Source organism: Chromobacterium alticapitis, assembly GCF_002924365.1.
Taxonomy (GTDB): domain Bacteria; phylum Pseudomonadota; class Gammaproteobacteria; order Burkholderiales; family Chromobacteriaceae; genus Chromobacterium; species Chromobacterium alticapitis.
This window is the reverse complement of the sequence record NZ_PQWB01000040.1, coordinates 1-14,746: the sequence shown is the minus strand read 5'-3', so window position 1 is coordinate 14,746 and position 14,746 is coordinate 1. Positions and strand designations below refer to the sequence as shown.

The 14,746-nt window shown below is 65.9% G+C and carries 17 protein-coding genes and 1 CRISPR repeat array; of the genes, 3 read left to right on the top strand and 14 right to left on the bottom strand.

Annotated elements, in window-relative coordinates; genetic code table 11:
- The first annotated feature begins 177 nt into the window (after positions 1–177).
- Positions 178–843 (top strand): HAD family hydrolase, encoded by a 666-nt coding sequence (locus C2I19_RS10640; RefSeq protein WP_199181143.1) that lies wholly within the window; start codon positions 178–180, stop codon positions 841–843.
- Between the two features lie 3 nt (positions 844–846).
- Here the strand turns inward: C2I19_RS10640 and C2I19_RS10635 are convergent, their stop codons facing one another.
- Both C2I19_RS10635 and C2I19_RS10630 read right to left on the bottom strand, forming a co-directional pair.
- Positions 847–1,434, bottom strand: coding sequence for a LysE family translocator (locus tag C2I19_RS10635; RefSeq protein WP_103902672.1), 588 nt, complete (start codon positions 1,432–1,434; stop codon positions 847–849).
- 10 nt (positions 1,435–1,444) lie between these two features.
- On the bottom strand, positions 1,445–1,858 hold the full coding sequence (locus C2I19_RS10630) for a DUF2000 domain-containing protein (protein WP_103902671.1): 414 nt from the start codon (positions 1,856–1,858) through the stop codon (positions 1,445–1,447).
- A gap of 98 nt (positions 1,859–1,956) precedes the next feature.
- Here C2I19_RS10630 and C2I19_RS10625 point away from each other — a divergent pair, with 98 nt between their 5' ends.
- Positions 1,957–2,853, top strand: coding sequence for a LysR family transcriptional regulator (locus C2I19_RS10625; RefSeq protein ID WP_103902670.1), 897 nt, complete (start codon positions 1,957–1,959; stop codon positions 2,851–2,853).
- A 1-nt stretch (position 2,854) separates the two neighbouring features.
- Here the strand turns inward: C2I19_RS10625 and C2I19_RS10620 are convergent, their stop codons facing one another.
- The 9 genes from C2I19_RS10620 to C2I19_RS10580 all read right to left on the bottom strand — a co-directional run bounded on the left by C2I19_RS10620 (position 2,855) and on the right by C2I19_RS10580 (position 10,573).
- Positions 2,855–3,163 carry a hypothetical protein gene (locus C2I19_RS10620; protein WP_103902669.1) on the bottom strand — a complete coding sequence of 103 codons (309 nt, stop codon included), beginning with the start codon at positions 3,161–3,163 and terminating at the stop codon, positions 2,855–2,857.
- 2 nt (positions 3,164–3,165) lie between these two features.
- Positions 3,166–3,624 carry a hypothetical protein gene (locus tag C2I19_RS10615; RefSeq protein ID WP_103902668.1) on the bottom strand — a complete coding sequence of 153 codons (459 nt, stop codon included), beginning with the start codon at positions 3,622–3,624 and terminating at the stop codon, positions 3,166–3,168.
- 100 nt (positions 3,625–3,724) lie between these two features.
- Positions 3,725–4,411, bottom strand: a complete 687-nt coding sequence (locus tag C2I19_RS10610; protein WP_103902667.1) for a ferredoxin reductase domain-containing protein — start codon at positions 4,409–4,411, stop codon at positions 3,725–3,727.
- A 16-nt stretch (positions 4,412–4,427) separates the two neighbouring features.
- Positions 4,428–5,213: an alpha/beta fold hydrolase gene (locus C2I19_RS10605; RefSeq protein ID WP_103902666.1), complete on the bottom strand. Its 786-nt coding sequence runs from the start codon at positions 5,211–5,213 to the stop codon at positions 4,428–4,430.
- The gene (locus C2I19_RS10600; RefSeq protein WP_103902665.1) at positions 5,213–6,418 is read right to left on the bottom strand and encodes an MFS transporter; all 1,206 of its coding nucleotides are present in this window, start codon (positions 6,416–6,418) and stop codon (positions 5,213–5,215) included. Before C2I19_RS10600 ends, C2I19_RS10605 begins: the two co-directional genes overlap by 1 nt.
- A 6-nt stretch (positions 6,419–6,424) precedes the next feature.
- Complete coding sequence (locus tag C2I19_RS10595; RefSeq protein ID WP_103902664.1) at positions 6,425–7,606, bottom strand: acyl-CoA dehydrogenase family protein; 1,182 nt, start codon at positions 7,604–7,606, stop codon at positions 6,425–6,427.
- A gap of 31 nt (positions 7,607–7,637) precedes the next feature.
- On the bottom strand, positions 7,638–8,765 hold the full coding sequence (locus tag C2I19_RS10590) for an acyl-CoA dehydrogenase family protein (protein ID WP_199181142.1): 1,128 nt from the start codon (positions 8,763–8,765) through the stop codon (positions 7,638–7,640).
- Positions 8,766–8,787: 22 nt separating this feature from the next.
- Positions 8,788–9,048: an acyl carrier protein gene (locus C2I19_RS10585; protein WP_158253687.1), complete on the bottom strand. Its 261-nt coding sequence runs from the start codon at positions 9,046–9,048 to the stop codon at positions 8,788–8,790.
- A gap of 4 nt (positions 9,049–9,052) precedes the next feature.
- The gene (locus tag C2I19_RS10580) at positions 9,053–10,573 is read right to left on the bottom strand and encodes an AMP-binding protein (protein WP_103902661.1); all 1,521 of its coding nucleotides are present in this window, start codon (positions 10,571–10,573) and stop codon (positions 9,053–9,055) included.
- 142 nt (positions 10,574–10,715) lie between these two features.
- Here C2I19_RS10580 and C2I19_RS10575 point away from each other — a divergent pair, with 142 nt between their 5' ends.
- Entirely contained in the window at positions 10,716–11,597 is an 882-nt protein-coding gene (locus C2I19_RS10575) for a LysR family transcriptional regulator (RefSeq protein ID WP_103902660.1), read from the top strand.
- 113 nt (positions 11,598–11,710) lie between these two features.
- On the opposite strand, the gene C2I19_RS10570 is transcribed toward C2I19_RS10575, so the two are convergent.
- The 3 genes from C2I19_RS10570 to cas1 all read right to left on the bottom strand — a co-directional run bounded on the left by C2I19_RS10570 (position 11,711) and on the right by cas1 (position 14,650).
- Positions 11,711–12,031 (bottom strand): RebB family R body protein, encoded by a 321-nt coding sequence (locus tag C2I19_RS10570; RefSeq protein WP_103902659.1) that lies wholly within the window; start codon positions 12,029–12,031, stop codon positions 11,711–11,713.
- A 140-nt stretch (positions 12,032–12,171) separates the two neighbouring features.
- A CRISPR array of direct repeats spans positions 12,172–13,786; the repeat unit is 29 nt; unit sequence CGGTTCATCCCCGCGCCTGCGGGGAACAC.
- 101 nt (positions 13,787–13,887) lie between these two features.
- Positions 13,888–14,190, bottom strand: coding sequence for a type I-E CRISPR-associated endoribonuclease Cas2e (gene cas2e, locus C2I19_RS10565; protein ID WP_103902658.1), 303 nt, complete (start codon positions 14,188–14,190; stop codon positions 13,888–13,890).
- Positions 14,171–14,650 (bottom strand): CRISPR-associated endonuclease Cas1, encoded by a 480-nt coding sequence (gene cas1 / locus C2I19_RS10560; RefSeq protein WP_255410699.1) that lies wholly within the window; start codon positions 14,648–14,650, stop codon positions 14,171–14,173. The genes cas2e and cas1 overlap by 20 nt, the downstream gene beginning before the upstream one ends.
- Between the last annotated feature and the right edge of the window lie 96 nt (positions 14,651–14,746).

Here is a 14,746-nt window from a genome sequence, read left to right as displayed (position 1 = left end):
CCTCCTTTGCGGCGCGCCCCAATAGGATCTCCTCTGCCGGATCTACCGCCGTAAACGTAATGCCGCCATCGCTGTGGCGTTTTCGTGTCGAGAGTGCCATCATGGCCACTCCACAAAACAGTACGCGCCAGTACAGTTTTTCCAACTGTCCATGCGATTGAAAACAAAGGGCTATCCGTGAACGCCAAAGCCGATTTCTGCCTGCTGTTCGACCTGGACGGCACCCTGACCCACACCGACGACCTGCACTTCGACGCCTTCCATACCCTGATGGCCGAATACGGCCGCGCGCTGGATCACGACACCTTCTTGCACCACATCGTCGGCGCCACCAACGAAGCCATCATGGCCCGGCTGTTCCCGGACCTGCCGGAGCGGCACCTGGAGCTGGCCGAGCGCAAGGAGCGGCTGTTCCGCGACTCCGTCACCCGGCTGACGCCGACGCCGGGCGCGCGGGAACTGTTCGACTGGGCCGAGCGCCATGGGGTCGGCATCGCCGTGGTCACCAACGCGCCGCGCGCCAACGCCGAGCTGATGCTGGCCGGCCTGGGCCTGGACAGCCGGATAGACGCGTTGGTGATAGGCGACGAGCTGGAGCGCGGCAAGCCCCACCCCCTGCCCTATCAGACCGGCCTGGCCCGGCTGGGCGGCCGGGCCGAGCGCGCCTGCGCCTTTGAGGATTCGCCATCCGGCATGCGCGCCGCCCACGCCGCCGGCATCCACAGCTACGGCATCGCCGGCGCGCTGCCGCCGCAAAAGCTGCTGGATGCCGGCGCGGCAGCCGTGATCGCGGACTTCACCGCGCCCGAGCTATGGCGCTGGCTGGAGCGCGCGTTGGTCTAAGCCTCAACCCAAGGCAGAGTACAGACCGCAGGCGATCAAGCAGCAGCCGCACAAGCGGCTAGGCCAGTTGCGGCCTCCCCCGGCCAAGGCGCCGCCCAGCAAGCGCGCCGCCGCCACGCACAGCAGGAACACCGCCAGCACGGTGAGCAGGAACAGCGGCCCCAGCAGCAGCATCTGCCGCGCCGCGTCCTGCTCCGGCCGGATGAATTGCGGAAAATAAACAATCAGGAATCCGACGATCTTGGGATTGGGCAGCGTGGCCATCAGCCCGCGGCGGAACGCGCCGCCCGCTAAAGGCGAGATCGATGACGCTGCGGCAGGCGCGGCGCGCAGCAGCCCTACGCCCAGCCACAGCAAATAAGCCGCGCCCAGCCATTTCAGCGCCAATAACAACGCCGGCGAAGCCTGCGCCAGCGCGCCCAGGCCGCTCAAGGCCGCCAGCAGCAGAATGGCGTCCGCCGCCACCACGCCCAGCGATGCCATCGCGCCGGCCCGCCAGCCTTCGCGCAGAGCCGCCGCCACGATCACCAGCATGGAAGGCCCCGGCAACAGCGTGACCAAGGCGGTGGCGATGATGAAGCTCCAGATCATGACAGCCTCCTCAGCGCAGCAAGCCCAGGCTGCCTGTCAATTGCCTCACCCGCTTGGCCGGGCCGCACAAGGCCAGTCCCTGGTACTGCTGCGCCTCCTCCGCAGTGGCGGCCAGCGCCGCCGCGTATTCCTGGTAGCTGCGGGTACTGCGCGTGGCGCTGATCAGTTCCACCAGCGTCAGCTCGTCGCCATGCTCGCTGGCCGCCGCGCGCAAGGCGCGCAACTGCTCCGCGCCGCACTTCAGAATGGGAATGGGCAAGGTGGTGATGCCGCTCCTGGACTCTCCTTGCGCATCCAGCAGATCTTCGCCTATCAGCTCCGGATGGCGACGGCCCAGCGTCAACGACAGCACAGCCGCGGTATTGGCGATAACCCCGGCAGGCAGCTCGGGATCGACGATGATGGCGCAGCGTATGTCCTGCATGGCAGTCTCCTGCGTATGGGTATGCACCCACTATGCATCGGCGCCAACTAAGCTACAATCCAGATCAATTAAAACTGTCTAGTCGAAAAAATCGAACAATGATAGATGAACTGCGCGCGCTGGCCGTGTTCGCCAAAACCGTGGAAACCGGATCGTTCCGCGCCGCCGCGCGGGCCCTGCAGCTCTCGCCATCGGTGGTCAGCCATCATGTGTCGCAGCTGGAAGCCAAGCTCGGCGCGGCGCTGCTGTACCGCTCCACCCGCAAGCTGTCGCTGACACCGGACGGCCAGGACCTATACCAACATGCGCAGGCCATGCTGCAGGCGGCGGAAAGCGGACTCAACGCGCTGGCAGGCCGCGCGGCGGAGCCGGCCGGCTCGCTCAGCGTGACGCTGCCGGCCTTTTTCGCCCGCCATCCTCTGGTGGAACAACTGGCCGGCTTTTCCCGAAGCCATCCCAAAGTGGAATTGGCGCTGGACTTCAGCGATGAGAAGCGGGATTTGATACGCGACGGCATAGACCTGGCCATTCGCATAGGCGAACTGCCGGACAGCGCGCTGAAGTCGCGGCGCTTGCTGGACATGCCGCGCCTCACCGTGGCCGCGCCCTCGCTGCTGGCTGAGCGAGAAGCGCCGCGCGTTCCGGCGGAGCTGGCGGACTGGCCCTGGCTGGGCATACGAATGCGGCCCAACCGCAAGACGCTGCGCCTGGACTCCGGCGAAGCGCAAGCCTTCGCCTTCCAGCCGCGGCTGACCAGCAACAGCATAGACGCGGCCTGCCGGCTGGCCATCGCCGGCTGCGGCCTAGCCACGCCGCCCGTCTTTCTGGTGGAGGAGGATTTGGCGGCAGGCCGGCTATGCGCCGTGCTGCCGGAATGGCGGGTGGAAGCGCTGGGCGTTTACGCCGTCTGGCCCGCCAACGCGGCGCGGGAAAGCCTGACGCTCAGGCTGGTGAACCATCTGGCCGACAAAGACAGTCCCCAGCCCTCCGCTTGAATCAGACAAACAGGAACCAAAGCAACAGACCCAAGCCTGCCGCCACGGTGCAGGCGGCCAAGAGCTTGGCCATGCCGTCGCCGCCCAGCCGCTCAGGCAGGGGCGCATGGGAAAAAACCAGGCCCAACCCGATAAAAACCGCCAGATCGAATAATCCATGCGTGGTCCAGTGATGGCCGCTCAAGGAGGCCATCCAGCTGTTCAGGGCCGGCATGCTGTCCTTCAGCCAGGCCAGCGCGGTATTGAATAGAATGGCGATGCAGGCCGACAGGGCGAAGCCGCCGGCATGACGGTTCAGCGAATATTCCATGGCTAAGCTCCATGCTGCAGCAAGGCAGCCTTAACCCCGAAACTGATGATGGCCCCGCCCCCCTCCACCGCGAACGCGGTCAGCGCCAGCAGACCCGCCGCGGCTATGGTCATGCGCCGCGCAGCCGGATTCTCGTGCAAGCCGCGCGCCGCGACGATGGGCAGGTAGAACGCCAGAATCAGCACGATGAAGAACAGGTGCTCCTTGGTCTCCATCACCAGATTGTGCGCATAGGGAAGCGGCCCCTTCAGGATCAGCGCCTTGTCATGGCCATAGAAATGCACATACCAATAGCCGCCCAGCACCCAGGACATCCCTATGCAAAACGCCACGATTCGCGAGGCGAACCGTATCCTGGCCTCGTTGCCGCTGCTCGCGTTCAGCGCCTCCACCAGCACCCACACCGCGGCCATGATGCCCAGCGCGCCGAAAGTCGGGTGAGACAACAACAATAAGTCCATGCTCCGCCTCCCATATTGCGCCGTCGCCAGGCTTGGCGACGGCTACGCTCTCAACATAGGCAATCAGCAAAGCAAATGCATGAAGGATGGCCGCGCCAGATCAAACCATAGCCTGCCTCTCGGCAACCGCCGGCAACATATCGCTCAGCACCCTCTCCTCAGGAACATGGCGCAGCACCGTCTCCAGCAAGGCCTTGGAGCCGCATACCATGATTCGAGCCGAAGGATGGCGCGCGCGCGCGCCGCGCAAGCCGGCGGCCAGCCAGGCTTCGGCGTCCATGCCCGCCTCCCGCGGCAGCGTTTGCGCCGATAGGTCCAACCGCCGCGCCAGCCGTTCCAACAACGGACGGCGGCTGGCCAGATAGGCCTCGTCGGCTGACCACAACAAGACTAAAGGTTGGCGACAGTCCAGCTCAGCCAGCCGCAGCAGCAAGCTCTGGCATTGGGCGAAACCGGAGCCGCCCGCCACCAGCAACAAGGGTTGCGCCGGCGACTCGCGCAGGCAGCAATCCCCCAGCGGCAGCACCACGTCCACCGTCTCGCGCCGCTCGGCCAGTTCGACCAGGCGCAGCGCCTTGGCGGAGCGCGCGTCGACATGCAGCTCCAGCTCGGCCTGGCCCGGCGCGCTGGCGATGGAGAAATACGCGCCGCCCAGCTCCGGCAAATCCACTTTCAGATACTGGCCGGCGGCGTAATGCCAGCCCTCGGCGAGCAGCGGATGCAGCCAGACGCGCCGCGTGCTGCCGCCCAAGGTTTCGCCGGCCTCGATTCGGCACCGCAATCTCATGCGCTCTCCCGCGGCTTCATTGCAATTCCGGCACGCGGCTAGCCGCGTCCGTCAATTGGGTGATGAAACCGGCCACCAGGCCCAGCGCGCGCTCAGGCTGCTGCAGATGCGGCGAATGGCCGCAGTCGTCCAGGCAGTGTTGCACCGCCACCCCGCGCATGCCCAGGCGGATGGCGTCCAGCTGCGCCAGCGTGCCGTATTCGTCGCCATCGCCCTGCAGCAGCAAGGCGCGACAATGGATATTGACCAGGCACTCCTCGATATTCCAGCCGCGAAATCGCTCGGACAGCCACACGCCGCTCCAGCCTTCGAACACCGTGCGCGGATCGCGATGGAACAAGGCCAGCTGCCGCTCCAGCTCGCCGCTTGCAAATGACTGCCTAGCCGCCTCTATGCCCGCCAGCGTGATGTCCTCCACGAACACATGCGGCGCCAGCAGCGCCAAGCCCGCCACCGGAAACACGCTGGCGTGCAGCAGCGCGATGGAGGCGCCATCGCTATGGCCCACCAGCACTGGCTCCCGCAGCTCCAGCCGCCTCAGCAATTCCGGCAAGACTTGCAGCGCTTCCACGTGCATGTAATCGACGCGCCTGGGCAGTTGCGCCGCCGATGAATAGCCATAACCGTAACGGCTGTACGCCAGCACTCGGCGGCCGGTCATTTCCGCCAGCCGGTGCGGGAAGCGCCGCCACATGGCGATGCAGCCCAGCCCTTCGTGCAACAGCACCAGCGGCGGCAGCTCCGCCGCGCCATCGATCAGCAGATAATCGATTTCCCCTTCGCTCAGCGAAATTTTCGCCATCACTCGCTCCTCGCAGCCAGCGCCGGCTGCGCCGTTTCCTCGCCCAAGCCCGCGACGGCGCGGCTGCTGTAAATCGACAGCGCCCCCACCAGCAAGCCAAACAGGCCAATGGTGCTGGACATGTCCAATACCGACAGCAACAAGCCCACGCCCACCACCGGCGCGATCAGGCCCAGATACGCCGCCACGAAAAAACACGAACTCACTTCGGCGATGCGCTCGCCCGGCGCCAGCATGGTCACCAAACCCAGCCCACCGCGCAGGGCGATGCCCGCGCCCACGCCGCCCAAGGCCGCGCCGCCCAGGAACAAGGGCATGGACGCCATGCGGAACGCCACCCAAACGCAGGCCAGCGCCAGCGGCAGCAGCAGCACGCCCGCCGGCAACGCCTTGCGCGGCGACATCCGCATCACCAGCAATTGGCCGATGGCCGCGCAGCAAAAGGCGGAAAACACCACGCCCCCGCTCAACAAGAATCCGCTCCGGTGCAGCCCCACCGCCAGAAAACGCCCGGCCAGCGCGGCGAACAGGCCCAGAAAACTGAAACCGCACAACACCGCCAGCGCCGCCGCCACGAATGCTTGGCGGATTTCCGGCGGCACCCGCAGCCGCTGCAGCCGCAGCGCCGGTCGCGGACCGTCATGCTTCACGGTTTCCGGCAGCCAGGGCAAGGCCAGCGCCGGCAACAGCAAGGCGAGCGACACCTGGTAGCAGGCATGCAGCGGCTCGGCCGCGTACTGCGACACCGCGCCGGACAGCAGCGCGCCCAGTCCCAAACCGCTCATATTGCTCAGGCTGGTGATCAGCGCGGCCAGCGCACGATTGCGCAGCAGCTCGGCCAGATAGGCCGTGGTGGCGCCCACCATCAGGCCCACCGCCATGCCGGACAGGATGCGGCCCACGAACAGGCCGGTCAGCGTGGGCCAGAACAGGAAGGCCAGCAGGCCCGCCAGCGTCAGACCCAGCGCCAGGCCCAGCACCGGCCGCCTTCCCAGCAGGTCGGACAGCTTGCCGAACACCATCAGCTTGAACAGGATGGCCAGCGCGTAGGACGCGAACACCATGGTCACCAGCAAGGGCGACAAGCCAAGCTGCTTGGCGTAGACCGGGTACAGCGGCGTGGGCAGCGTGCCTGCCATCATCACCACCAGCAGCAGATAGGCGCTAAGCCAGGCGGCGCGGCGCGATTGAGCGGGAATGTGCATGGCCGTCTACCAGTTCATCTGCCGCGCGTCGAACAGATTGACGCCCAGTTGCGCCTTGCCCAGATACTCCAGGCAATCCAACGGCTTGGCCGGCATCACGTTGCAAAAGAAAGACTCGCGCAGCAGCCGCTCCAGCGGCCGGCTGCGGTTCAGCGTGCCGGCGCCGCAAATCCGCACCGCCGCCATCGCCATGCGCGGCGCCAGTTCGCCGATGAAATACTTTGCCGCATGCACGGCGGCGTTGGCGTCTATGGTGCCGCGGCGCTGCGAGATGGCGCCGCCGGCCTCGTTCAGCAGCGCGCGGCCGGCCTGCAGCTCGGCGGACAGTTTGCCCACTTCCTGCAGGATGGCGCTGGACTCGCATTGCGACGGCGTGTTGCGCACCGCCTCTGTGATGTGGGCCAGCAAGGCGCTGGCGATGCCCAGATACACGCCGGTGTAGCCGGAAATCATCCAGTGCGGCTCGCGCACCAGCTTGAACAGCGACATGCCCTCCACCGCCAGGAACAGCCGCTGGCGCGGCAGCCATACGTTTTCAAACGTCATGCTGGCGGTCTGGGTGCCGTTCATGGCGAAGCCGTCCCACACCTGGCCCAGCTGCACGCCTTCGTCATGGCGCCCCACCACGAAGTGGGTCACTTCGCTGTCGCTGTCGCTGCCCTCAGGCCTGGCGGTCACCACGATGTAGTCCGCCGCGCCGGCCAGGGACACGAAGGACTTGGTGCCGTTGAGCAGGAAACCGTCCTCATGCGGCCGATAATGCGTCTGAATGCCGCGCAGCCGCGCGCCGCTGCCGGTTTCAGACGTGGCGGAGGCGAACATCATATTGCGCTGGATCACCTCATCGAACACCCAGGCGCGGAAGGCCTCGGCGGCGGGCGGCATCGGCTTGTCCGCGGATTCGCACAGCGAGCCCAGCGCCACATTGTGCATATTGAAGCCCAGCGCGGTGGCGGCGTCGTATTGCGCCAGCCGCGCCAGCACCTGGCTGTATTCCTGGTAATTCAGGCCGGCGCCGCCGGCCTGGCGCGGAATCAGCAAACCCAGCAGGCCGGATTCCTTGACCAGGCGGTAGCTCTCGCTGCTGTCGGATTGCCGGTTGTCCACGGCCGGCGCCAAATCAGTCAGTTGGGCGCCGATTTCGTCCACCAACGCCAGGATGGCGTCGAGTTGATGCGGTAAAGCCATAGGATTGACCTCGGATTGGTATTGCGAAATTTCAGTTTTCCACCGGCAGGCCGGCCTGCCGCGCCACGCTGATGCGCAGCAAATCATTGACGCCGGCGTAAGTCATGGCCGCCAACGGGCTGATCAGGTCCACCGCTCGGCCGGAGTCTTCTATATAAGAGCGCACGCCGCCCAACTGGGCAGCCAGCTGCGACAGCCGGGTGAAATCCTCGGACACCGAGATCTTCACCATGGCCGCCTCGCCGCTCAGCTGGCGGATGGGCGCGCCGGCATCAATGCGGCGGGCCATGCCATAGAGCATCTGGCGCGAGCGGTAAAGCGCCAGGCTCATGTCCGCCACATGGCCGGCCACCAGATGGCTGGCGCCCATGGCGCGGCCGAAGTGCTGGCGGGCACGGCCCCATTCCACGGTCTGCTCCAGCATCCGCCGCATCGGCCCCAGGGCGTAGCCCATCAGCAGGGCGCGCTCCCAGGTGGTGGTGGCGGTCAGCACGGAAAAGCCCGCGCCCTCGCCGCCCAGCAGATCGTCTTCGCTCAGCCGCACGCCGTCGAAGCTCAGCACGCCCATGGGCACGCCAGGCAAGGCCGTCTTGGCCAGCGGCGCGCTGCGCGACACGCCGGGCGCCGCCAGGTCCACCAGCGCGGCGGACAGATCGAACGGCGAACGCCCCTTGCCGGTGCGCACGAAAACCAGGCCCTGGTCCGCCGCCGGCGCCGCCGTGATGAAGCGCTTCTCCCCGCTCAGGCGGTAGGAGCCGTCCGGCTGGCGTTCGGCCACCGTTTCCATGGACATCGGATCGCTGCCGCCATGCGCCTCGGTCAGCGCGTGGCACAGCAAGGTTTCTCCGCTTTCCAGGCCTGCCAGGCGCCGCCGTTGGCCTTCGCTGAGCCACGGCCGCATCGGCATTTGCATGCCGAACAGCTGCGACGTCATCGCATAGCACAGCCCCGCGTCCAGCCCGGCCCAGCCCAAGCCCTCCGCCATGGCCAGCTTGCGCGCGGCCGATCCCTCGTCCGCCCGCAGCAGGCCGGTGGCCGCCATGACGCGCCACCGGCCGCGGAAATCCCGCCCTTCCAGGCTGGGCAGCAGCGCCGCAGCCTGGTCGCGGCTATCTCGCACGGCTTGCTCAATCGCTTTGTCTTCGCACTCGAACAGCATCATCGTCTCCGCGCGTCCGCGTTCAAACGGTTGCGGCCAGACCGGCTTCCACCACCGCCCACAGGGCGGCGGGGGTGCGGAACGAGGCCGCCACGATCTTGTTTTCCGGGAAGGCGATGGCGAACTCCTGCTCAACGGCGGTGACGATGGACATGATGGTCAGCGAATCCAGCCAGCCCTCTTCCAGCAAGGCGGTTTCCGGCGTCACGGTCAGTTGGGCGCCCTGATGCTGGCTCAGCAAATTGTCCTGGATCAGCGCGCACAGCGTTTCAATCGTCTTCATCGTTTCATTCTCCATTGGGATGCAGCGCGCTCAGCGCGCGCCGGTCTATCTTGCCGTTGGCGGTGACGGGCAGCTTGGCCGCCATTTCCACGCCATCCGGCTGCATTCTTTGCGGCAGCGCCTCGCGCAAGCCGCGGGCGATGTCGTCAAGGCTGGCGCCCGCGCTGACCACGTGCGCCCAGATCTCGCATTCCTGGTCCGCGCCATGGCTCGCCACCACGGCGGCGTTTTCCACCCCCGGCAACGCCAGCACGGCGCTTTCAATGTCCAGCAGATCAATGCGGTGGCCGCGCCGCTTCACTTGGTGATCTCGCCGGCCTTGCAGATGGAAGCGGCCGTCCTCAGCCTGGTAGCCGATGTCGCCGGTGCCGTAGGCCAGCCGCTCTTCGCCATCGCGGAAGCGCACCAGGCGGCGCGCGTCGCGGCAAACGCCATCCACCAGGTAGCCGGCGAACACGGTGGGGCCGGCGACGAAAATCTCGCCCTCGGCCGCCGCGCCACCGTCTTCGCCTATCACCTCCACTTCCACGCCGTCTATCGCCCAGCCTATGGACGGCAAGGGCGTGTCCAGACCCGCCAGGCTCACCCGCTCGGCGGTGCAGACATTGGTCTCGGTGGGGCCGTACAGGTTGTAAACGGGCAGATCGGGGAAGGCTTGCAGGAAGCGCTTGAGCATTTGCGGCGGGAAGGGCTCGCCGGCGTACAGCGCGGCCCGCAGCGCGCGCGGGGGCGAAGCCTCTATGCCGCCCTTGAGCAGCAGCATTTGGTACAGCGTGGGCACGGCGTAGAACACCGAGACGCGCTGCCCGTCCAGCCAGGCCGCCACATCGCGCGGGAAGGACTTCAGATAATCCGGCAGCAGGCACAGGCAGGCGCCGGCCAGCGCGCTGGAGAACAGGTCAAACGTGCTCAGATCGAAAGTCAGCGCGGCCTGGGAACCCACGCGGTCCTCGCAGCCCAGCCCCACCTCGCGTGCCGCCCAGACTGCGAAATGCAGCACATTGCCATGCGACAGCCGCACGCCCTTGGGCCAGCCGGTGCTGCCCGAGGTGAACAGCACATAACCGCCCTCGTCGCCGGCATGCCGGCCGGGCTGGCCGGGCAAGCCGAACAGCCACAAGCCGCCGACCGCGCGCGCCTCTTCGCTCGCGCCGCGCGCCGCCGCCACTTGGCCAGCAGCGGCGCGGCTGGACGGCGCCGCCAGGAGATAATCCATATCCGCATTGGCCAGCATGCGCGCGCCGCGCTCCGCCGGTTCGCGCACATCCATGGGCGCAACCAGCGCCCCCAGCCGCAAAACGGCATGGATGGCCACCACGGCCGCCGCACTCTTGGCGATGTATACGCCCACCCGGTCGCCTGCAGCCACGCCATCCCGCCGCAGCGCCTCGCACAAGCCATCCACCGCCTGATCCAGCTCTTGGTAGCTGAACGAACCATCCTCCGCCTGCAGCGCCGGCCGTTGCGGGTAGCGTTGCGCGGCCCAGGCCAGGGCTTGATCCAGCCGCGAACAATCCTTGTACAAAGCAGGCCCCCTTACTTATGCATTTCGACAATCAACGCTGCAGTGCAGCAACGCTTTCCGAAGGGCGATAGTAGAGGCGCTGATTAAATTAGCGTAAATGAATAATCTTCATACACCGTATATGGATAAGGTATAGTTCCGTATGGATTTGAAAAATCTGCGCTATTTTGTGTCCGTGGCCCAGCATGGCGGCTTCCTCCGGGCATCCCGCCGCATCCACGTCACTCAACCCGCGCTGAGCAAGGCCGTGCAGCAACTGGAAGAGGAACTAGGCACCCTGCTGCTGGTGCGCAGCAAGCCCGGCGTGCCTTCCCGACTGACGCCGTCCGGCGAACTGGTATTCCATCACGCCAAGGCGCTGCTGGAACGCAGCGCGCAAATGCAGGCCGACGTCAGCCTGCTCAACAGCCTGGCCGCCGGCACCCTGCGCCTGGGGCTGCCGCCCCTGGGCAGCACCGATCAAGTGGCCGCGACGCTGACCGAATTCCACCGCCGCTTCCCGCAAGTGGAGCTGCAACTGCTGGAGCAAGGCGGCCTGGAGCTGGAAGAGGCCGTGCGCAAGGGCGAGGTGGAACTGGCCATCAGCTTGCGGCCCGATGGCGCCGACCTGGCCTGGCACCCGATCTGCGAAGAACCCCTGGTGGTGACGCTGCCGCCGCGCCACCCGCTGACCCATCGCCATAAGCTGACGCTGGCCGATCTGGCGGAGCAACCCTGGGTGCGCCTGCTGGGCGCCTCCATCCTGAACCGCCGCATCGAGCAGTGCTGCCCGGGGCTGGACATCTCGCGCCGGCAAGTGGCGCAAAGCGGCAACCTGGCCTTCTGCCTGTCCCTGGTGGCGGCCGGCGCGGGCGTGATGGTTTTGCCCAGGCTGCTGGCCCAGCATCACATCCCGCCCGGCGTGGAAACCGTGCCGCTGGAATGCGGAGACCTGCAATGGCTGCTGACCGTGATCTGGCGCAAAAATGTCCAGCTGTCCGTAGCCGCGCAACGATGCCTGGAGCTGCTGAGCGAAACCGCCTGAAGCCCCGCGCTCCAAGCCCGTGCGACTCGAAAACAGTCACGATCCAGCCCCGCTGCTTGCGCCCCCCGCGGAGACGAGGCTTGGCTCAAGCGCGCGTCAAGCCACCCCCTCCGTCACGTCCCGGCCCGCACGCGAAACGCTTGCAGCACGGCAAGCAAGCTGGACAGATTGTCCGGCACGCCGGCAAGCGCCAGTCCCGATGGGGGCGTATCCAGACTGTAGATCTGCATCACGCCCATATTGGCCATTGACTGCGCCAGCGCCGTCATCTGCTGCTGCGATGACACGGCGTTCTCAAACAGAATGCCGGCGGAATGCGCCATGGTCTGATAGATCGCCCCCATCGCCATGGCCGGCGCCTCGGCTACCACCTTGACATTGGCCTGGGCGATGGCGTCGGTGATTTGATCGTTGACTGCCGTGGGAAAAGCCATCTTCGTTCCTCCTATGTGGGAATTTCAGACTGGCACTTGGCCCCCACTCATTCAATGAGAGATCTTACTTATATGAATTATCTTGAAAAGGAAAAACCTTCCAGCGAGCGCGACACGCGCATGACTCATGGGATCATTCGCGGTTCATCCCCGCGCCTGCGGGGAACACTGCTGGTCAAGGTCTATCACAACTGCAGCCTGCGGTTCATCCCCGCGCCTGCGGGGAACACGTCTTAGCGTCGGTCAGGTCCGTGTAAGTCTGCGGTTCATCCCCGCACCTGCGGGGAACACTTGCGCTCCAGGTTTCCGACAGTTTCGCCCAGCGGTTCATCCCCGCGCCTGCGGGGAACACCGCTCAAATGAATCAATAAGAGATGCCTCAGTCGGTTCATCCCCGCGCCTGCGGGGAACACGCTCCCATGATCTGCTTCTTGGCTGTGATCACCGGTTCATCCCCGCGCCTGCGGGGAACACTGGTGCCGCACTGGACTTCTCTGCAACCGCGACGGTTCATCCCCGCGCCTGCGGGGAACACGTCCAAGAAAACTCCGTGAGAACCTTCCGTGGCGGTTCATCCCCGCGCCTGCGGGGAACACGCCATTCACGCTGGGGGATAGTACGCCGCTGCCGGTTCATCCCCGCGCCTGCGGGGAACACCGCTCCGATCCGCACAGCCAGTCTATTGCCGGCGGTTCATCCCCGCGCCTGCGGGGAACACTCAAGAACGCCGTGTCTCACTGGATTGTCGAGCGGTTCATCCCCGCGCCTGCGGGGAACACTTCCGGTTAGCTCCGGCGATTCACTGCGCCGGCGGTTCATCCCCGCGCCTGCGGGGAACACATTGCCCTCGAACGGGACAATCGAAATCCATACGGTTCATCCCCGCGCCTGCGGGGAACACAGGACAGGCGACGTAATAGCGACGCTGGTCGCCGGTTCATCCCCGCGCCTGCGGGGAACACCCGCGGTCTCGGTTTGGCTGCGCCGCCAAGCGCGGTTCATCCCCGCGCCTGCGGGGAACACTTCACGACCACCTCACCATCCGCATTAACGGTCGGTTCATCCCCGCGCCTGCGGGGAACACTGGATAGCCTGGGCCATCTGATTCATCGCTCCCGGTTCATCCCCGCGCCTGCGGGGAACACTGGGAATTGCTGCTCCGCCTCCCGGCGGAAGTCGGTTCATCCCCGCGCCTGCGGGGAACACGTAACTGGCATTCGCGACGAAGATGTCGAAGACGGTTCATCCCCGCGCCTGCGGGGAACACTTGGCGAGCTGGAAGAACGCTACGGCATTTTTCGGTTCATCCCCGCGCCTGCGGGGAACACTAACCAATTTTAGCAGGGGGTGGCCTCATGATCGGTTCATCCCCGCGCCTGCGGGGAACACTCTAGAAACAGACACATTTCGCTCTATACGGCCGGTTCATCCCCGCGCCTGCGGGGAACACTGCTCGAGGCCCGCGGCGAGCGCCAGCAGGGTCGGTTCATCCCCGCGCCTGCGGGGAACACACAACGGCATTGTCCGGGAGGCTCCCCGGCGCCGGTTCATCCCCGCGCCTGCGGGGAACACCGCTCGCGATGCGGCCAGTATTTGGATGCCTGCGGTTCATCCCCGCGCCTGCGGGGAACACCGCTCGCGATGCGGCCAGTATTTGGATGCCTGCGGTTCATCCCCGCGCCTGCGGGGAACACTTCGGGTCCGCCTTCTTGGGGTTGGGGTTGGGCGGTTCATCCCCGCGCCTGCGGGGAACACACCATTTGCAAATAACTGATTTTCAAAACAAAAAACACCATCTAAAAATCTACCGATTTTTAAAGAGCCAAACCTCCCTTCCCATCCGCGCCGCCCGGCCCCTATTCGCCAGTCTCTTCCGATACGGGAGGCGGCAGGAAAGACACCAATTTCGCGCCGTCGAACTCGGCCGGCACGCGGCGGTTGGCGCCCAAGGTGACGAAGTCGAAGCCGGCCTCGGTAGTAGCCTGCCAGGCCATCACCGCATTGCCGTCTTCCAGCCCTTCCTCCACCTGCAGCCACAGGTAGTCGCGGATTTTTCGGTTGTAGGCGCCCACGTAAACGCCGGCGCGGATTTCCAAGAGCCAGATAGCCATCCGGCCGCGCAGCCGGGGCGGCGCGTTTTCAAGTACGATGACCAGCATCGCCCAACCCCTCGTCCTCCGGAAACGCCGCGTCCACGACGCCCTGCGCCTCCGGCTTGTCCAGGCCGCCGGCGTCCAGCATGGTTTCGATGTCCGGGATGATGCGCTCCAGCAACCGCGTCTTGCGGAACATGTCGCGGCAGCGCTGGCGCACTTCGCGCTCCACGTTGTGCACTGGCTTGCCGGCGACGGCGAAAGCTACCGGCACCACGGTTTCGAATTTATAAACGTCCGCCACGTCGTAAACGAAGGACAGCGGCTTGCCGCTGTGGATGAAGCCTATGGCCGGCGCGTAGCCGGCCGCCAGCACCGCAGCCTCCGTCACGCCGTACAGGCAGGCGGTGGCGGCGGACAAGCAGCGGTTGGGAATGTCGGCCTGGTCCCAGTCTTCGCGGTCGTAATTGCGCGCCTGCCATTTGACGCCGTACTGCTGCGCCAGTTGCTGGTACATGGCCCGCACCCCAGGGCCATTCAATGCTATCTCATGCCAGCTTGCATAGCGCCAGTAACTGGTCTGGCGACCAACCCAGTTGTTCGCGTGCCGCTTTGATATTGT